The 18,088-nt window shown below is 56.1% G+C and carries 16 protein-coding genes; 6 read left to right on the forward strand and 10 right to left on the reverse strand.

From position 1 onward, the window contains the following. Positions 1 to 193 precede the first annotated feature (193 nt). The 4 genes from KRAC_RS15940 to KRAC_RS15955 form a co-directional block, all read right to left on the reverse strand. On the reverse strand, positions 194 to 1,102 hold the full coding sequence (locus KRAC_RS15940) for a segregation and condensation protein A (RefSeq protein WP_007908639.1): 909 nt from the start codon (positions 1,100 to 1,102) through the stop codon (positions 194 to 196). Positions 1,103 to 1,109: 7 nt separating this feature from the next. Then, positions 1,110 to 1,637, reverse strand: a complete 528-nt coding sequence (locus KRAC_RS15945; protein WP_007908642.1) for a hypothetical protein — start codon at positions 1,635 to 1,637, stop codon at positions 1,110 to 1,112. Between the two features lie 103 nt (positions 1,638 to 1,740). Next, positions 1,741 to 2,481, reverse strand: a complete 741-nt coding sequence (locus tag KRAC_RS15950; RefSeq protein WP_007908644.1) for a site-2 protease family protein — start codon at positions 2,479 to 2,481, stop codon at positions 1,741 to 1,743. Beyond that, on the reverse strand, positions 2,478 to 3,431 hold the full coding sequence (locus KRAC_RS15955; protein ID WP_007908645.1) for an MBL fold metallo-hydrolase: 954 nt from the start codon (positions 3,429 to 3,431) through the stop codon (positions 2,478 to 2,480). Before KRAC_RS15955 ends, KRAC_RS15950 begins: the two co-directional genes overlap by 4 nt. 253 nt (positions 3,432 to 3,684) lie before the next feature. Between KRAC_RS15955 and KRAC_RS15960 the strand changes: the two genes are divergently transcribed. The 5 genes from KRAC_RS15960 to KRAC_RS15980 all read left to right on the forward strand — a co-directional run bounded on the left by KRAC_RS15960 (position 3,685) and on the right by KRAC_RS15980 (position 11,621). Continuing rightward, positions 3,685 to 5,043, forward strand: a complete 1,359-nt coding sequence (locus KRAC_RS15960; RefSeq protein ID WP_007908646.1) for a DUF4097 family beta strand repeat-containing protein — start codon at positions 3,685 to 3,687, stop codon at positions 5,041 to 5,043. 272 nt (positions 5,044 to 5,315) lie between these two features. Then, positions 5,316 to 8,420, forward strand: a complete 3,105-nt coding sequence (locus tag KRAC_RS15965; RefSeq protein ID WP_157506717.1) for an FHA domain-containing protein — start codon at positions 5,316 to 5,318, stop codon at positions 8,418 to 8,420. 248 nt (positions 8,421 to 8,668) lie between these two features. Further along, on the forward strand, positions 8,669 to 9,976 hold the full coding sequence (coaBC, locus tag KRAC_RS15970; protein ID WP_007908648.1) for a bifunctional phosphopantothenoylcysteine decarboxylase/phosphopantothenate--cysteine ligase CoaBC: 1,308 nt from the start codon (positions 8,669 to 8,671) through the stop codon (positions 9,974 to 9,976). An 85-nt stretch (positions 9,977 to 10,061) separates the two neighbouring features. Next, positions 10,062 to 10,448 carry a hypothetical protein gene (locus tag KRAC_RS15975; protein WP_007908649.1) on the forward strand — a complete coding sequence of 129 codons (387 nt, stop codon included), beginning with the start codon at positions 10,062 to 10,064 and terminating at the stop codon, positions 10,446 to 10,448. Positions 10,449 to 10,631: 183 nt separating this feature from the next. Beyond that, entirely contained in the window at positions 10,632 to 11,621 is a 990-nt protein-coding gene (locus KRAC_RS15980) for an AIM24 family protein (protein WP_007908650.1), read from the forward strand. 91 nt (positions 11,622 to 11,712) lie between these two features. On the opposite strand, the gene KRAC_RS15985 is transcribed toward KRAC_RS15980, so the two are convergent. The 6 genes from KRAC_RS15985 to KRAC_RS16010 all read right to left on the reverse strand — a co-directional run bounded on the left by KRAC_RS15985 (position 11,713) and on the right by KRAC_RS16010 (position 17,041). Next, positions 11,713 to 12,375: an MEDS domain-containing protein gene (locus KRAC_RS15985; RefSeq protein ID WP_007908656.1), complete on the reverse strand. Its 663-nt coding sequence runs from the start codon at positions 12,373 to 12,375 to the stop codon at positions 11,713 to 11,715. 17 nt (positions 12,376 to 12,392) lie between these two features. Further along, positions 12,393 to 12,704: a hypothetical protein gene (locus KRAC_RS15990; RefSeq protein ID WP_007908661.1), complete on the reverse strand. Its 312-nt coding sequence runs from the start codon at positions 12,702 to 12,704 to the stop codon at positions 12,393 to 12,395. Positions 12,705 to 12,708: 4 nt separating this feature from the next. Then, a complete protein-coding gene (locus KRAC_RS15995; RefSeq protein ID WP_007908663.1) occupies positions 12,709 to 13,224 on the reverse strand; it encodes an NUDIX hydrolase in 516 nt (171 codons plus the stop codon). Positions 13,225 to 13,583: 359 nt separating this feature from the next. Beyond that, positions 13,584 to 14,570 (reverse strand): uroporphyrinogen decarboxylase family protein, encoded by a 987-nt coding sequence (locus KRAC_RS16000; RefSeq protein WP_007908665.1) that lies wholly within the window; start codon positions 14,568 to 14,570, stop codon positions 13,584 to 13,586. 33 nt (positions 14,571 to 14,603) lie between these two features. Beyond that, positions 14,604 to 15,326, reverse strand: coding sequence for a response regulator transcription factor (locus tag KRAC_RS16005; protein WP_007908666.1), 723 nt, complete (start codon positions 15,324 to 15,326; stop codon positions 14,604 to 14,606). Further along, a complete protein-coding gene (locus tag KRAC_RS16010; protein ID WP_007908668.1) occupies positions 15,326 to 17,041 on the reverse strand; it encodes a sensor histidine kinase in 1,716 nt (571 codons plus the stop codon). The genes KRAC_RS16005 and KRAC_RS16010 overlap by 1 nt, the downstream gene beginning before the upstream one ends. A 319-nt stretch (positions 17,042 to 17,360) precedes the next feature. On the opposite strand from KRAC_RS16010, the gene trmD reads away from it, so the two are divergent. Further along, positions 17,361 to 18,083 carry a tRNA (guanosine(37)-N1)-methyltransferase TrmD gene (gene trmD / locus KRAC_RS16015; RefSeq protein ID WP_007908669.1) on the forward strand — a complete coding sequence of 241 codons (723 nt, stop codon included), beginning with the start codon at positions 17,361 to 17,363 and terminating at the stop codon, positions 18,081 to 18,083. Positions 18,084 to 18,088 lie beyond the last annotated feature (5 nt).

Below are 18,088 nucleotides of genomic sequence, written 5' to 3' on the forward strand. Positions count from 1 at the left end.
GACGCGACATATCGCTATGCCAAAGGCGATAAACTTCTGCAAGCCATTATGCATTCGAGTATAGAACTTGAGTCGACTACTGTCAAGTTTCCTGCTAGAAGTCACATAGAGTTTAAAAATAAGCCCAGGCAAGACGAGAGGACAGGAGCGCGACTAGTCGCGCTCCTGTCCTCTCGTCTTGCCTGGGCTTATTTTATTCTTCGACGTCGTCGTGCTCAGTTGAGGACCAGCGCTCACCGCGCTCTAGCACAATGGCGCCAAAGAGCTCTTCCTGCGCCACGTTCACGCGGCGCCACTTCCAGAGTTCAAGGACGGCGATAAAGGTGACCACAATCACGAAACGTGAGGACTCATTCTCCAGCACCTCTGCAAGTAAGATTGTCTCGCGCTCCTGCAAGCGCTCAACGATCTCGGCGATCTGGTCGCTCACCCGTACGCGTGCGACCGGCATCAGGTGCTCGCCCTGGGACTCTTCTTTGACCTTCATCTCCAGCAGGCGCTGAAAGGCCCGGCTGAGCGACTGGGCCTCCATGCCTGTGAGCGTGGGCGGCGTCCAGGCAAGCTGGGCCTCGATACCTGCGAGTAAGCTCGAACGCCCATGCGTCTGCAAACCCTCTTCCTCACGCTGCTTCAACGTCGAGGCGATCTCGCGTGCCAGCCTATACTCTAAGAGGTGATGCTGTAACTCCTCGGCCAGGCTGCTGGCGCTCTCGGCCTCGCTATTGCCCTCCTCGCGCGGGGTCTGAGGAAGCAGGCTCTGCGATTTGATATACAGCAAACGCGCGGCAATGGAGACAAAGGCCGCCATGTTCGCCAGGGGCAAAGCCTCCGACTCACACTGCGCTAAATATTCCAGATACTGATCCGTTACCGCGACCAGCGAAACGGTGGTAATCTCCATTTGCCGCTTCTCAATTAAATGCAGCAGCAGATCCAGGGGGCCTTCAAATATGGGAAGATGCACGACATAGCGTGCCTGCTCGCGCGCGCTCTGCTCTGCCGCCTCCTGCGGCGAGAGTTCCGAGGCAAGTTGCGCGATGGCACATGGGTCAGCCTGCTCAGTTTGTTCAGCCTTTTTAACTTTTTCAACTTTTTTTAACATGGGGGGGCTATGATACCTCGTCAATGCGATGTAAGATGGCGGCGGGTCCATTTGCCTGGTGATGAGTTTTGATATAGAGGACCGCGCGCTCCGAGAGGCCCGCAGCCTGGGCCAGCTCTGCTCCTACCTCCGCGTGCCACCAGGCATAGCCAAGCGTCAGCCGCCAGCGTGTCACGCGACTCTTCTCTGCATCCAGGGGAGAGACGGCGATTTTCGAGAGCAGGGCCGGGGCCAGTAATTTCCCTAGCACGATCACGGGTCGAGTCCAGAAAGGTACACGTCCTTCAGCCTTCCCCACATCATGCAAGAGTGCCGCCGCGAGCATATCCTCTTCCTGGCAACCGCTCTCCTGCAACCCCTGACACACACGTACGCTATGTCGCTGGTCCGCCGGCGTCATTGTATAGAACAACGAGAGCGCCGACTGTGGAAGCCAGCGCGTGACCTCTCGATGCTCATCCAGCGTTAGCGGCTGCACAAAACCCATCTGCTGCCGCACCTGTCCCAGTCGATAGTGAACCTTCTGTAATATCATGTCGTCTTACCACTACCCTTACAACTATCGATGATCCTTTGCAGAACCACCTTCACACATCCACATAATTACCCTCGGTAGGGATCAGCCTGAGTTCCTCAGGTTAAAAGGTATACATTCCACCTAGAACCTGGACAGGAATACCAGTCAGCATTGCGATCACTGCTGCGGCTCCCCACCAGACATAAAAGGCCAGGTTAAAGAGGAAAAAGTCACCAATACCCAGCAGTCTCCCTATAAAGGGTAAAACAAGAAAGAGAACTAAGATAATCACTGGCCCATATGGGGCAGCCCAGCGAGCAAACTTCACGGCCTGTTTGCTCGGAAGTAGCGTATAGAGCACCTGATACCCATCCAGGGGATAGAGTGGCAGGATATTGAGAAGCACCAGGGAGAAGTTGACAATAGCAAAGACGACGAAGAGCTGTAACACGCGAATGGTTACCGGACTGTACATATACAACGAGACAGGCGAAGACGTTAGAACTCGCACTATCAGAGCGCTAAGGATACCCAATGCCAGGTTCATTAGCGGGCCAGCCACGGCGACCATCAAAACGCCACGGTTGGGACCGTTACGTAGCTTCCATGGGTCAGGCTTCACAGCCGCTCCCCATCCCAGGCCCATAGGTAGGGCCACGATGGGCTGAAACGCCAGGAAGAGGCACATGATCAATCCAAGCGGCTCAATATGAGCGCGCAAACGGAGAGATTGGCGCCCCTCGCGACGCGGAGTCGAATCACCCAGCCAGTTCGCCACGGCGGCATGTGCCCACTCGTGCAGCACAATGGCCACGAGAAATGACAGGATGATCATCAGCGCTAGAAGCACGTTTATTTTCATAATGATTTCTCACTTGTCCGTTCTTTTTGCGTCTCTGATAAAAGATCGATCTCCATCCCCTCGCAGGCAGAGCGTGTATGCGCGAATTGCGCGCGTGCCTCAGCCTCCATCAGGTCAAGCTGGTTATCGTCGTAGGTCGGCTCATGATGGAAGAGCACCAGTTCACGAACCTGCGCCAGGCGGGCCGCCTCAGTCGCCATGGCGATGGTGCTATGCCCAAAGCCATGCTTCTCCTGTTGGTAATCGGTCACGGTATACTGTGCATCGTGAATCAAGAGGTCCGCCCCCTCTATAAATTGCACAAACTCGGCATCACTCCCCTCCTTCCACTCAACATCCGTCGCATACACAATACGCTTCCCTGCGTACTCGATCCGATAGATACAGGCTCCATTCTGTGGGTGACACTGCGTCAATTTCGCGACGACCCTTAATTCACCCTCAGCTCCCGCGTTTCCCTCAGCGCTCTCCTCCAAAGCAGGGCTGCCAGCACGCCAGGCGACACATTGCGTATCACAGAGCGTGTGAAAGGTACGTTGGGAAGGGAGCTGGCGCATATCAACCGGGAAATATGGGGGCGACATAAGAGGTGTTACAAGCTGTTCTATATTCTGGCCCGCCAGGTCCGGGCCGAAGAGGTGTAGCTTCGTCCGAGCCTCGAAGAGAGGAGCAAAGAACGGGAAACCCACGAGGTGGTCTCCATGCCCATGAGTGATAAACAACGCCAGATCCAGGCTCTCCTGCTTCGTCGTATCCTGAGCCAGGCGCCGCATCAACGCGTCGCCCAGGCGAATAATGCCGCTGCCAGCGTCGAAAATCAGGGTATGCTCACCTGCCTGCACCTCAATACAGGAGGTATTGCCACCATGACGGAGCGTATGTGCTCCCGGCGTTGGATAGCTGCCACGTACACCCCAAAAGCGTACAAGCAAACGCTGCTTACCAGCCATCTTAAAATTGCTCCTACTCGCAGCTTAACGTATGAGATAATCTTCCCTATTATAACGTGCAACCAGGGGATTGAAAAGGTTTTGTGATGTGGGTGGAAAACGGCTTTACCTTTTTCCACCCACATCACAAAACCCCTGGTTGCAGTAGGAAGATGCGCCGGCGCGAAAAAAGAGTGTCAAACTGCTGCAAATTCGGCCTGCGTAACGTATGATATTTGTAAGCAGATATACGACAGGGAAAGCGAGAGAGACTATGGACCAGGGAACCCCACGTGGCAATCAGGGACGGTATCCCGATGGGCGCAACAGGCGCAGAGCACGGGACCAGGGGCGCTACTACACCAACCGCCAGCGGCCCTATATACAGCGCACACGGCCCATTAACGGCGAGGATTATCTTGAAGAGGAGCAGCCCGTTGAAGAGTATGACGCATATGACGCGTGGGAAGACTCGGTAAACGCTGGCGAGACCGACGAGGAGGCCTATCCCGAATATATCCCCCGGCGCAGGCGCTCCAGCGCGTATTCCACTACGCCTCCACGCCGCTCGCCTGGCCCCAGAGAACCAGTTCGCTCGCGCCCGGTGACACGCAAGCGTCCCCGCCGCCGCAAGAGTTCTCTCCCCTCAATGCTCCTTGGCTGTGGGCTGGGGATGCTTGTGGCCGTGGGTCTCGCCATCGCGGTGGTGCTCTACTTCGTCGTCCCCTCGCTCAAAAATGGTGGCACGCCCGTCAATCCCTTTAATCCACTGCACCAGTACATCAAAGAAGAGAGCGTGACCACGCCTATTACCTCGCTGGGCACAGTTGAGGTCTGCACTAAAATTGGCAATGTCTCGCTGCTCGTCGATCCTAGCAGCGCCACCACGACTATCACCAGCAAGAAGATTGTCCAGGCCACTTCACAGGGCGATGCGCAACAGAAGTTCATCCAGATGAAGGTTGAGGTTCAGCCACCTGCCACCGTTACCCAGCCTCTGACCTGTACCCGCCTGCCCAATCCCACCAATCAGCAGGGCACCACCGCCAGCGGTGAGGCACTGATTGTCAACGTGGTCTTTCCCACTACTGGTGGACTGGCACAGGACACGACGGCCTCGACCGATATTACCATCCATATTCCTCCCGGTATTCTTCCCCAGACGCCCTCGCTCCAGATAGGGGTCGAGGCACCCGTGGGCAACATCACCGTCCAGGGCTTAAGCGGTGTGTATAGCCTTCATGGCAATACAGGAGCCATCAAAGTGACCCAGGCCATCCTCGCCTCCGGCTCGCGCCTCGAAACGGGCCAGAAGGGCGTGATCTTCAATGGCCTGCTCCTGATTCCTCCCACGGCAACCGCCACTGCTCCCGCGCGCTACTACATTCGCAGTGAGCAGGGCGATGTCGACGTGACCCTGCCCGCCAACCTGAACATTCAAGCCAACCTCGCCACCAATATTGGCAAGATCAAAAGCGATTTCCCTATTCAGCCCCAAAAAGATCCCAAAGACGAGAACTCTATGAGCTATAACGGCCCACTCAATCCCCAGGCTGGCACGCCCGCGCCCGCTGCCCTCAACCTTGATGTGAGCATTGGCAACATCAACCTCCACAAAGCCCCCGGCGCGTGAATAACTCTCCCTTGAAGATGATATGGCTGGGCAGCCATATCATCTTCACAAACAAAATCTATCCTCGAGAGAAGGACTGCTTCATCGTTTTCTATAATAAGCGAGTGGTTGCATAGGCAATGCTTATTCTCTATAATGGGCATATTACATACTCAATATCCGCATTTATCATATCAATTTTTGTAACGCAATCTTTTACCTCACCTCTCGCGGAAAGGAGACGTCGCTGGCGCGTCGTGCATGCTATGCGCGTCCGCTCGCGACAACACTACATGAACGTGGCTCAACCACCGTCCCCAAATCTCGCTTCGCTTGAGTTTCTCTCAGGTCCAAGCGCGGGCTCGGTTCTGCCAGTTGGCAAGCCGGTCCTGCAAATTGGACGCGAGCCGGGCAATGATATTGTTATTTCCGATCCTTCAATCTCGCGCCGCCATGTCCAGCTCTCGCTGGTCAACGGCACCTGGAAGATCGAGAAACTGGCTCCCCAGAACAGTCTGACCGTCAATCAACAGGAGGCCCAACAGGCCTTCCTCAAAGCAGGCGATATTGTCTGCATAGGAGGTCGGGTAACCTTCCGCCTGGGCATCCCTACAGCGGCCCCTGCAGCGGTAGGCAAGGCACCATACGCAGCTTCACCCCAGTTGCCACCCATGCCGCCACAGACACCGCCTCAGGCCGGCTATCAACAGGCCGGGTACCAGCCCATACCGCCACAGACACCATCCCAGGCCGGGTACCAGCCCACTATTCAGGCTAATGGACCCATGGGCCTGGATAGCTTCAAGGCTGGCGCGCCCGAGATCAAGGGCATTCCCACCCTTGAAGTGACCAACTATACCGGGCAGGATCGCCGCATCTTCCAGCTCGCGCCGGAGAAGCAGGGCTTTAGCATTGGGCGCGCACCCGACAATGATATCGTGATTGACCGGCCCACCGTCTCGGCCTATCACGCCATTATTCAGCGCCAGGGACAGAGCCTGGTCCTCATCCATCCGCATCCCAAAACCGGGCGCTCCAGCAATGGTGTAGAGTTCCAGGGGCATGTGGTGCGCGGCAGCGAGTCCTTCCAGCATACCCTGGCCAATGGTGATACCTTCCGTATCAGCGATGAGCATGGCGCCTTTACGACCCTGTTCTTTAAAGATGGGAGCGGCAACTCAAGTGACGCCATTCCCGAGATTCGCCCGATTCAGCTTGGGATGCCTGTCATCACGCTAGGCCGCGTCGCTGAGAATACTGTGGTGCTGGACCACCTGCAAATCTCCAAGTTCCATGCCCGCCTGGAACAGGTTCAGGGTGGCTACCGCATCGTTGACTTAAACAGCAAGAATGGACTGTATGTCAATGGAGTGCGCATCTCGCGTGGTGCACGCAACCTGGCACCCAATGACGAGATCCGCATTGGTCCCTTCCGCTTCATCTATACTGGGCAGATGCTCATCCAGCAGGACGAGAGCAATACAATTCGTATTGATGCCATCAACCTCGTCAAAGAGGGCCAGGCCCATCGTATCCTGCTTAATGACATCTCAATCGCCATTCCACCGCGCAAGTTCGTAGCCCTGGTTGGTGGCTCGGGCGCCGGTAAATCAACGCTGATGGATTCCCTCAACGGTCTGCGCCCGGCGACGAAGGGGACTGTGCTCTACAACGGACAGGACTACTATCATAACCTGGCAGCCTTCAGCACCCAGCTTGGCTATGTGCCCCAGGACGATATTATTCACCGCGAACTGACTGTTGAGCATGCCCTCTATTACGCCGCTCGCCTGCGCCTCCCCGATGACGTGACCAAAGAACAGATTCACCAGCGCATCGAAGAGGTCCTGGCCGATGTCGATCTGACGGCGCGCCGCCATATGCTCATCAGCAAGCTCTCGGGTGGTCAGCGCAAACGCGTCTCTATCGCGCTTGAGCTCCTGGCGAACCCCAGCGTCTTCTTCCTGGATGAGCCTACTTCGGGCCTCGATCCAGGTCTAGATCGCAGGATGATGACCCTCATGCGCCGCCTGGCCGACCGCGGACGCACGATTGTGCTCGTCACTCACGCGACCAACAATATCAACGCCTGTGACTATGTCTGTTTCCTCGCCGCGGGTGGACACCTGACCTACTTCGGACCACCCGATGAGGCCAAGGCCTACTTTAGCAAGGCAGATTTCGCTGAGATCTATAGCGCGCTTGAACCAACCGACGAGAATCCAAATATTCCCGCCGAGGCCGGGGCACGCTTCCGTCAGTCGCCTGACTACCAGCGCTATGTCGCGCAGCCCCTGGCGCAAAACGCCGCCAAGAGCGCCCAGCTTATGGCGCAGCCAGCGATCATCAAGCCACCCAAACGCGGCAATCCCTGGAAGCAATTCCAGATTCTCTCGCGCCGCTATCTTGAACTCTTGCGTAATGATGTGGGTAACCTGGCCATCCTGCTCTTACAGGCTCCCATCATTGGCCTGATCCTCTTCTTTATGACGCAGGCCAATGTCTTCAACAATACTAGCATCGTCACCTGCCCGCACCAGCAGAATCTGCTGACGGGCACGGGAAGAATGAGCTATAACTGTCAGGACGCCTACGAACAGATTGATGGTCCGCAGGGCAAGCTGATTATCAGTGGTATCCAGCGCCAGAACCCCCTGCGCTACAAGGACCTGCAGGGCGATGCACTCAAGAACAAGGTCAAAGACGACCTGGTCGAGCAGGGCTCAGGCGGGGACGCGCAGAAGATTCTCTTTATCATGGCCTTCGCCGCCGTCATGTTTGGCTGTATCAATGGCGCACGCGAGATCGTCAAAGAGGCACCCATCTACCGGCGTGAGCGAACGGTGAACCTGGGTATCGCGCCCTATATGTTCTCCAAGATCATCGTCCTGGGCCTGCTCTGCCTGGTCCAGAGCCTGGTCCTGGTCGCCTTTGTGGCCCTGAAGACGCCCTTTAAAACGAGCGTCATCCTTCCACCGTTCCTGGAGATCTATGTCACTATGTGTCTGACCTCCCTGGCGGGCCTCATGCTGGGTCTGATGATCTCGGCCCTGGTGCCCACCAATGACCGTGCCATGAGTATGGTTCCTATCGCGCTCATTCCACAGGTCATCTTCGCGGGCGTCATCTTCTCGCTGGACAGTCCCAAGGCGCTCCAGATCCCCGCGGCCTTCTTCCCGGCTCGCTGGGCCATGGCCGCGATGGGCACCACGATTGGCCTGCGTGGCGATAAACTTGGCGCGGACGATTTCTCGTATGTCAGCACGCTCTTTGGGCACGCAACGAAGGGAGAGGCAACCTCGCATCTGCTCCTCACCTGGTTCGCCTTGCTGGCGATGACTCTCATCTTTGGTCTGATCATCGCCTTCTGCCTCAAGCGCAAAGATATTCGGCGTTAAAAAGAGAAAGCGGAGTGTCGGAATGCCAGGCTCCGCCTGGCATTCCGACACTCCGCTTTCTCTTTTTAACTATTTTCTATAATCTTAAATAGGGCAATAAGAAGTTTTTCTACGTTTCTTTAAATGTAGTACGTGATTCATGATATATGGTACTTATTGGCAAGGCCCTTGCCCCTTACAATCGGCGTATGCTATTGTAATGGTGTTCTCATTAGGGCTGTCCAACACAAGGGAACGAGATCACCTACATGTTACTCAATAGGCATATTGTCCTCGGCGTCTGTGGGGGGATCGCCTGCTATAAAGCGGTCGATCTGGCCAGTAAGCTACAGCAAGCTGGCGCGAAGGTAGACGTCATTATGACGGAGCACGCCGAAGAATTCGTTCGCCCACTAACCTTTTCAACGATGAGCCACCGCCCGGTCTATAGCGATCTGTGGGAGCCCTCAGGGGAGGCCGCGGAGACTCATATTAAGCTGGCGGAGGAGGCTGATATCCTGGCGATTGTACCAGCGACCGCACAGACAATCGCAAAACTGGCTCATGGTTTCACCGACAATATGCTCACCACAGTAGCATTGGCGACGCAAGCACCCTTACTCCTGGCTCCTGCCATGTATAAAGATATGTATACTCATCCTGCGACACAGGCTAATCTGGAGGTGTTGCGGCAACGAGGGGCATACATTGTCGAGCCAGCGGTAGGACTCCTGGCATCAGGGGCGGTTGGACCTGGCCGCCTACCAGATACAGACCTCCTTATGGGGGCCATACGCCTGACCCTGGGTCGCCGCAGTGGAGACCTGGCAGGGAGGCGTGTCATCGTGACGGCTGGCGGGACACAGGAGCCAATTGATCCTGTTCGCTATGTGGGGAATCATTCTTCGGGAAAGATGGGCTACGCCATCGCGACAGAGGCGCGTGATCGTGGGGCTGATGTCGTCCTGGTGACAGGGCCGGTCTCGCTTCCCGCACCTTATGGGGTAGACCTGATTCGGGTAGAAACGGCCTCACAGATGCGTGATGCCGTCATGGCCACTGTACACGATGCTGATGCCCTGGTTATGAGCGCTGCCGTCGCCGATTTTCGGCCCGCTCATCCCTCTCCTCAGAAAATCAAGAAACACGCGGGAGAGCACCTAGCCATAACCCCTCCTGGGCAGCAGGGGCAGGCAACACCAGACGCTGATACTTCTGGTGGCGGGTTTTCAATACACCTGGTCCGCAATCCAGATATCCTGGCTGAATTGGCCTCTCTTCAGGCAGCGCAGCCACGAAGCAACGCTGGAGAGCAGCCGCGACCGCGGCGACTCGTTCGCGTTGGCTTCGCAGCGGAAACTGAGAACGTCATCTCGAATGCACGCGATAAGCTCGTGCGTAAACGGCTCGATCTTCTCGTGGCAAATGATGTGATGCGCTCAGATAGCGGTTTTGGGGCGGATACTAACAAGGTCTACTTCTTCCATGCCGATGGGTCAATGGAAGACTTGCCCGTTATGCCCAAAGCAGGCGTTGCGGCGGCGATTTGGGATAGAGTTATATCCCTTTTGGCGTAAGGTAGCTGAGGGGACGTGGCGCTGTGATGGGAGCTTTTGTTCTAGATATATTGGGTACGAAAAGTACGCAGGAGGAGAATCCCCGATGGATCGCACTGCTAGCGCTGGTTTTGAAGGCATCGCTCAGATGCTGCTCGAGCAGAAAAAATTAATGGATGCGTTGGAAGCGGAGAACCGCGAACTTCGCCGTCAACTGGCTGATCTACGTCGTGGCGTCGGCCTCGCCGTCGTCATCGAAGGCAAAACGATTCAGCTGGCAACCGATGGCGCAAACGGCGCCACCAACCCACAGCAGCAGGCCGCACTACAAAGCCTGCAATCACTTCAGGGCACCCCTCAACCAGCAGGGCAGAACACCTACAATCAGCCGCCCCGCTCCAGCAATGGGCAGAGCACCGTCAACCTGAATGGCGACAAGCGAGAGAACAATAACAACGCTCGCAGCCCACTCGCCGATAGCTTCGTGCTCTAAGTCTCTTAACCTATCTATCACGAATCGTATACGCTGTCGCATCCAAATTGGGAACCCCTTTCGGGTTCCCTCTTTTTGATATAAGGGTCCCGTTTACGTCTTTCCTGATAGAATCATCCGCCTACCAAAAACATTACCAGCGAAAGTTGAAAATCTGACCGACGCTGCTAAGGAGGTCTCTTCATGATTTGCCCCCGTTGCCATAACCAGGTTGCCGACCATGTCAAGTTTTGCGGCACCTGCGGGCAGGATATGCGCGCGGCACAAGCGGCGCCTCAGCACCCCTCCGGGGCCTATAGCGATCCACAGCCAGCACCAGCCCAGGCCTATGTTCCCCCCAACCAGTTTGAGGAGTATAGCAACAGCGTCTTTGGCAACGTCGTTCCTCGCTCCGAGCTGCATAACCCCAAGGGTCCCCTGCATATCGCGGACATGACCATCACTATCGATGGTGAACTGGTCCCGGTCGTCGATATCATGCTGGGCAACCAGATGCCTATCTATTTCGAGCATCACATCCTGCTCTGGAAGCACCCTGGGGTACAACTGGGCTTTAAGTCGATGCGGGGAGCGGCGCGGCGCGTCTTCGCAGGCCTACAGATCTTCATTGGTGAGGCCCAGGGTCCTGGCAACATCGCCTTCTCACGCGATTCAGTGGGGCAGATCGTGGCGCTACGCCTGCAACCAGGCCAGATGGTCGAGGTCCGTGAACACCAGTTCCTGGTCGCCACGGGCAATGTAGATTACAACTTCACCTTTGTCCAGGGCGTCTCCAACATCCTCTTCAGCCGCACCGGCCTCTTTGTCGACCAGTTTACCGCGATGGGCAGCGAGGGCATGCTACTGCTCCATGGCTATGGCAACGTCTTCGAGAAGATGCTTGCCCCCGGCGAGGTCCTCGATATCGAGCCCGGAGCCTGGCTCTGGAAAGATCCCTCGGTCCGCATGGAGATGACCACAGTGGCCGGCTCCCAGCGAGGCGGTGGCGGCATCCTGGGCGCGATCAGCAACTTTATGGCTGGCTCCTCTATCACGCTGAACCGCTTTATCGGCCCCGGTCGCGTAGGTATCCAGTCCATGACCTATCATCCACCCACGGCTGAAGGCGCCTCCCAGGCAGGCGGCCAGAACAACATGAATATGAACATCGGCGGTCTGGGCGACCTCTTCTAGCATTTATACCTCGTCAGCAATGGAAGGGGGTGTGATGGCAGGCTTCACCTACCATCACACCCCCTTCCATTGCTGACGAGGTAACACTACCTTATGCGCTGGCGGTTGAGCCGCGGTTCCCGTTCTTGTCTTTGTTGATACGCAAGATCTTGAGCATATATTGCTCAGAGTTGAGGTAGTAGGGGTTGCGCTTGATATATTTGCCAACCACCGAAATAGGATGCAGTTTGAGCATCTCTACCACCAGGCTGGGCAAGAGTTTGCTGTGATCATAATGGATAAGCGCGATGATTGGTGCATTTTGGAAGGTGAAGACCGCGTCCGAGGCCGCTTCATACTTCAAGACCTGCTCAGGGGTGGCAATATCTTTTGAGAGCCAGGTCATATCAATAGAGATGCGTACCGCCCTCCAGCCCTCGCGCAGGGCCTGGGCGATGAATGTCTGGTGCGATGAGAGCAGGTAATAGGGGTCAAAACGCTTCCCCACCGCCAGAAAAGCCTCGCGCTCTTCAAACAGAACAAGCTGACCCGAGGCCTCAAACTGCTCTACATCAATCTGCAATTTTTGTAGCTCGTCGCGAAACTCCTTCACCTGGGCGGGTGCGGCCGCGAACATACACTTCTCTTGTGAGAGCAGGCCGACTTTCATCAAACGCGCCGTGACACCTGGTATCTCTGTCACCTTACTATAAAGTTGGCAGATATGTGAGCCAGGGGGAATGCGCTCAGATTTGCCTTCAACACTAAGATCCATACCTACCTCCACTGGTGCTATTTATTGGCCTGTTCCTTGCGTTGCTCTCGCAGACGCACAGAGCGGTTAATACTGCTCACGGCGAAGGCCGCGGTCGCTCCAAATAAAATGATACCTGCCAGAAACACAATCGTCAGCAACGTGATTAACTTCCCGGTGCTTGATTTGGCCGCGAGCCCCACAAGCAGGGTACATAGTAACATGGGAAGCGTAAACACCAGCCCCCACACAAGCATAATTCTCCACCTCTGCCCGGGCGTGATGGTCTCGTTCCCACTAAAGGGCAAGAGTATGCGACGAATGAGCGAATAATCCTGCGGCTGGCTCATAAAGCTATGGTTGCCTCTCTTTACGTTGATACTGTAACCAGCGCAAGAGCATTTCCTCCGCCTGGTACAGAATATGTACTTCATTTTGATAGGTCAGACGACGACAAGCTTCATGCAAGGGGAACCACTCCACCATATCATATTCACAATCATGGAAAGAGGTATCCCCACCAACTGCTTCCAGCAGGAAATGACGCACTTGTTTATGGTATCGTACCTGGTCTCGCACAAAAGAGTATGAGATACTGCCCACATAAGTGATCAATCGTACCTCAAGCCCCGTCTCCTCGCGCACCTCACGAACCGCAACCTGCTCAGCTGTCTCGCCAGGTTGAGGTGTTCCCTTGGGCAAAGCCCATATTCCCGCGTGGCTACGCCCAACCAGCACCACCTCCATGCTACCCGCTCCCTCCGCTTGCTCATACTCTCCAGCATATGCCTCGTGCTGCAATAACAATTGCTCCGAGACCTGCATCGGAACCAGGCGAAACACGACGCCCCCTGCCGAGTACGCTCGCATTGTGCGGTATCGCTCCATTTCTCGCGCTTCAACCCCCCTCTAATTGTACTGAATAGGTCTATAGATGAATAAATTACTACCATGTTACCAGATCGGCAGACGGGTAGCACACTCTATCTTCCCATTCAGTTCGTCATCATTGACTATTCCGCGCTATACACGCCCATACCTCATGACAACCCAGGCGTATCTCGCTAGCTTCTCTATCGTAGACGAATATCGAATACACTATACAACATTTTTTCCACCCTGCCCCGTCCTTAGCCATCCTTGGCCCGTCATATGGCGATTGGATTCCGCCTACGGTAAAATTATGTGTGAGTATAGCGAATGCGCTTCAGAGTGTCAAGCAGGATAACTCAAGATAACGCGCGGCGTAATGCATTGAGACTCTTCGTCGGCACGTCAGGGGTGAGAGAACCTCCAGGCGCGAGCAGTAGATGCTTTCCACCCGTGGCTTCAAGCGCGCTACCAACCTCGTCCTGCACCTGGCTGGGGCTGGCGCCCTTCTGGAAGGCCCCCTGGCTCAGGCCACCCATGACAATTTTCCCTGAGCGGCGCTGCCCATCGCGCAGGTCGGGATTCCCGCTCGCCTCGCTGGCCCAGTTGATGGCATGAATGGGATAGCTCGCCAGCAGGTCAAAATGGATGTTCGCGCCACTATTATGGAGCGCCGTACACTTACTGCGACTCTTCAGTGCGTCGAGAATCTCCTGGTCATACTGCTCGCCAAATTCGCGATACTTGTCGGCGGTCAACTGCTCGGTGCTGGCCCAGCCATTGGTTTCATAATAAATACCATGCGCGCCCTGCTCCAGGCAGGCAATCGCAAACGAGGTAATCGTTTCAGAGATAACACGGAGCGCGGCATGCATGGCGTTTCGATCCTCGCGCATCGTCAGGAGCACCTGTTCGCTCCCACCCACCAGGATCTGCGCCACCGCCAGGGGCGAGAAGACGGTCTCCAAGAAATAGGCTTCAAAGCCCAGCGCGTGGTTGATCAGTTGCAGCGCTAAGAGCTGCTCGGCCAGCGCGCCCTGGTCAGGCTCGATATGCCGCAGGCGCTTCCAGTCGGAGGAGCCACGAATGGGCGTGGCCTCCAGCACAGGCGGCATATACTTTTCCGTGGACGGCTTATAGCGCGCTTTCCAGCCTTCCACGATATAGCTCGACCGTGGCGTGACCTTGACATAATCCCAGTCATAGCGGCTATAGCTCTCCAGAGTGGCCTCGGCCAACATCTGGGCGCTGCCTTCACGCTGGTAATCATGCCACCAGGCGCTCACCGGAACCCGGTCAACCGCCTCACCGCGTAGCACGGCTTCAACACGTTCCATCTTATTCATGCTAGCTTCTTGATCCTTTCTCTGATTCGAGATCTACTGATTGTCTAGCTCTTTGAAGCGGTATCCAATACCACGTTCCGTGAGTATATATTTAGGATGGGCTGGATCTTCCTCTAGTTTCTGGCGCAAATAGGTGATGTAGAGACGTAAATAGTGGGCCTCGTCGCGATACTCTCGCCCCCAGACCTTTGAGAGCAGGGTCTCGTGTGTCATCAGCCGCCCCGCATTGCTCACCAGGTGATAGAGAAGACGGTACTCCGTTGGCCGCAAGACGACCTTCTTGCCGCGCACCATGACCTCGCGACGCGCAAAGTCTATTTGCAGGTCTTCGTCGACCACGATCTCAGTCTTGCGCGCCGGGGGGGACATGAGCGAGCGACGCAGCAAGGCGCGAATACGCGAGAGTAGTTCAGGTGGGCTGAAGGGCTTGGCGATATAGTCATCGGCTCCCAGGTCCAACCCGCGAATCTTATCTTGCTCGCTCTGGCGCACCGTCAGCATCACCACGGGCACGGTCGAAACCTCGCGAATGGCTTTTAAGGTCTCGAAGCCGTCCATCTCTGGCATCATAACATCCAGGACTACCAGGTCAGGCAGGTGCTCGCGTAGCCGATCAAGCGCCTCCAGGCCATTACTGGCCTCAATAACGCGGTAGTGCTCCATTTCCAGGTTCATACGCACAAAGTCGCGGATGCGCGGCTCATCATCCACAATTAGAATGGTCATATCACGCTGGTCGAAAACTTCATTCTCCATCAAAACACCACCATCGGTAACTGTGCCTGCTTCTCGCGCGGCAGGCTAAACGAAAACGTTGACCCCTGACGCAGGGTACTCTCTACCCAAATCCGGCCCCCGTGAGCCTCCACAATGGCACGGCAGATATAGAGGCCTAGACCCGTGCCCGGAGTGGACTGCGCCAGGGGATTGCCTATGCGGCGAAAACGCTTAAAAATCTGCTCCTGGTCGCGTAACGAGATCCCCATGCCCGTATCGCGTACGCTCACAATGACCTCGTTGCTGGTGGCACGCGCGGAAATGGTAATCTTGAGCTGGCCCGACGAATATTTGATCGCGTTATCCAGCAAATTTTGCAGCACTTCTTCAATACGCTCACGATCCGCCATGACGCTCGGCAGATCGGGCGATATCTCAAGCGTGGCCTGCAAGTCGGCGTAGCGTATCTTCAAGCGCCTGACAACCGTCTCAATCAGTGGTTCCAGGTCTAGGGGAGCAATCTCCATCTGGAGGCCATTGGCCTGGATACGCGAGGCATACAGCAGGTTCCCCACCAGCTTATTTAAGCGGTCGGCCTCCTCTTCAATCGCGACCAGCCGCGTCTGCAAGGCCTGGGGCGCGAGACGACTCCCGGCACGCGCCAGGGTCGAGGCATAGCCCTTGATAATGGCAATGGGCGTCTGTAGCTCATGCGAGACCACAGAGATAAAGGTCGAGCGCTGCTCCTCCTGCTCGCGCTCCAGCGTGATATCATGCACCGTGAGAAAGCCATTGAGCGGCTCCCCACGCGCTGAACGAACACAGGAGGCAGTTACACGTACATCGACGGGCAGGCCATCACGCGTGGTAAAAATTATCTCACGGTTGACGACAGGCTGGCCCGCGAAGGCCTGCAAGATTGGCGATTCCTGCAAACTTAGCTCATTCCCCTGCCGGTCGCGAGGACGCAGTACCGAGAAATATAATTCCCCCAATACCTCGCTTTCGCGCCACCCGGTCAGCTTCTCCATAGCGGGATTAAAATCAATGATCCGTAGCGCGCTATCGACGGTCAGGAGGCTTTCGGTGCTATAGCGAAAGATGGAGGCCAGGCGCTCCTGCTCACTCACCAGGGCTTGCGCCTTAAAAGCACAACGCAGGGACGCGGCCAGTTGCACAATAAACATGCGCAAAGTGGCGTTCTCCTCGCCTCCTTCTTCCGCGTCGGAGTCATACGTACGCGTCCCCTGGCGCGCCCCAATCTTCTCTTCATGCACTTCAAAGCATGAGCGGGTACCGGTGGGGCGGAGAAAGTGCAGTGTCCCCAGCGGGCCAGCCGCATCAAAGACGGCGAGCGAGCAGCCCTCTAGCTCATGCCAGGACGCATCCTCCTCCGGCCCTGGTGAAGCTGCGGCCTCAGGCTCACACTGCTCACCGCTGGCTCCTTGCGTGCCGTTACTCTCCACCTGCTCCTCGCTATACACCCTCCTGGCCCAGTCAGGCTCTAGAATCTCTATCACCATGGGGTGGCGCGAGGTCGGCTGCAAACCCTCCTGAACGCGCTGTAATAGATCAGGAAGCACCTCCGCGCGCAGGTGATAGGCGATATACTCAACGTTTCCCTGTGGATCAAAGGCCTCATTGGAGATGACAAAGACACCAGCATCGCTTCCTAGCAGTTGTATAGCGCTTCCAACCAGAAGAGTTACTTGGTCGTGCAGATCTTCGGACTGATGCGATTGAGACCAGGACATAGGAATAATAGACTCCACTCGACGTTTGATCTGGCAGATGTACGGGCTGGCCGGTTGAAAACCAGGAGTTCGTTAGAAGGTTAAAATTGCTTCTGTCAGTGTAGCACACCTCCTGGCAGAAAGAAAGATACTCTTTCTGCGCACCTCCTGCTTTCTTGTCTTTTTCCCCCTCACTTGATATACTTTCCTCTCAATACAGATCGCCACTGCGTGGCTCACAGGGGTAGTAGGATGTGATGGTGGGCTGGCTCCGCCAGCCCACCATCACATCCTACTACCCCTGGAGACGTACCGCTTCATTAACGACCGGAATATTATCATGCATTTTGATATTTTCACCCTCTTCCCTGGCATGTTTCAGGGACCATTAACTGAAAGCATCCTCAAGCGCGCCCAGGACCGTGAGCTGCTGAGCGTGGCGCTCCACAACATTCGTGATGCCACAACAGATAAGCATCATGTCGTGGACGACTATCCCTATGGTGGAGGCGCTGGCATGGTCATGAAGCCAGATCCCATCTTTAACGCCATTGAGGCGGTCCACCAGGGCGGCCCCATCATTTACCTGACGCCCCAGGGGCGCCTCTTTAACCAGCAGATCGCGCAGGATCTGGCGCAGGAGTCGCGCATTACATTGCTATGTGGGCACTACGAGGGCATCGATGAGCGCGTGATCCAGCACCTTGTCACCGATGAAATCTCGATTGGCGATTACGTGCTCACCGGGGGCGAACTGGCGGCCATGATCGTCGTTGACGCGGTAAGTCGCCTCCTGCCCGGCGTCCTTGCCGAAGGCTCAACCACTGAGGAGTCGCACTCCAGCCATATGCTGGAATATCCTCACTATACACGCCCACCCGAGTTCCGCGGCTGGCGCGTGCCCGATGTCCTGCTCTCGGGACACCACGAGCAGATCGCGCGCTGGCGCCGCAAAGAAGCCCTGAAGAAGACGCACCTGCGCCGTCCCGACCTCTACGCGCAACTCGACCTCACCAGCAAGCAAGACAAGAAACTGCTCAAAGAGATAGAAGAGGAATCATAGGTGCC

The sequence above is a fragment of the Ktedonobacter racemifer DSM 44963 genome, assembly GCF_000178855.1.
Classification (GTDB): Bacteria; Chloroflexota; Ktedonobacteria; order Ktedonobacterales; family Ktedonobacteraceae; genus Ktedonobacter; species Ktedonobacter racemifer.

Bases quoted from the DNA above. Each gene is read 5' to 3' on its own strand.
- KRAC_RS16010 (WP_007908668.1), bottom strand. From the start codon at position 17,041: ATGTCCTGGTCTCAATCGCATCAGTCCGAAGATCTGCACGACCAAGTA.
- KRAC_RS15990 (WP_007908661.1), bottom strand. From the start codon at position 12,704: ATGAGCCAGCCGCAGGATTATTCGCTCATTCGTCGCATACTCTTGCCC.
- KRAC_RS15995 (WP_007908663.1), bottom strand. From the start codon at position 13,224: ATGCGAGCGTACTCGGCAGGGGGCGTCGTGTTTCGCCTGGTTCCGATG.
- KRAC_RS15940 (WP_007908639.1), bottom strand. From the start codon at position 1,102: ATGTTAAAAAAAGTTGAAAAAGTTAAAAAGGCTGAACAAACTGAGCAG.
- KRAC_RS15960 (WP_007908646.1), top strand. From the start codon at position 3,685: ATGGACCAGGGAACCCCACGTGGCAATCAGGGACGGTATCCCGATGGG.
- KRAC_RS15945 (WP_007908642.1), bottom strand. From the start codon at position 1,637: ATGATATTACAGAAGGTTCACTATCGACTGGGACAGGTGCGGCAGCAG.
- coaBC (WP_007908648.1), top strand. From the start codon at position 8,669: ATGTTACTCAATAGGCATATTGTCCTCGGCGTCTGTGGGGGGATCGCC.
- KRAC_RS16005 (WP_007908666.1), bottom strand. From the start codon at position 15,326: ATGGAGAATGAAGTTTTCGACCAGCGTGATATGACCATTCTAATTGTG.
- trmD (WP_007908669.1), top strand. From the start codon at position 17,361: ATGCATTTTGATATTTTCACCCTCTTCCCTGGCATGTTTCAGGGACCA.
- KRAC_RS15980 (WP_007908650.1), top strand. From the start codon at position 10,632: ATGATTTGCCCCCGTTGCCATAACCAGGTTGCCGACCATGTCAAGTTT.
- KRAC_RS15985 (WP_007908656.1), bottom strand. From the start codon at position 12,375: ATGGATCTTAGTGTTGAAGGCAAATCTGAGCGCATTCCCCCTGGCTCA.
- KRAC_RS15975 (WP_007908649.1), top strand. From the start codon at position 10,062: ATGGATCGCACTGCTAGCGCTGGTTTTGAAGGCATCGCTCAGATGCTG.
- KRAC_RS15950 (WP_007908644.1), bottom strand. From the start codon at position 2,481: ATGAAAATAAACGTGCTTCTAGCGCTGATGATCATCCTGTCATTTCTC.
- KRAC_RS16000 (WP_007908665.1), bottom strand. From the start codon at position 14,570: ATGAATAAGATGGAACGTGTTGAAGCCGTGCTACGCGGTGAGGCGGTT.
- KRAC_RS15955 (WP_007908645.1), bottom strand. From the start codon at position 3,431: ATGGCTGGTAAGCAGCGTTTGCTTGTACGCTTTTGGGGTGTACGTGGC.
- KRAC_RS15965 (WP_157506717.1), top strand. From the start codon at position 5,316: ATGAACGTGGCTCAACCACCGTCCCCAAATCTCGCTTCGCTTGAGTTT.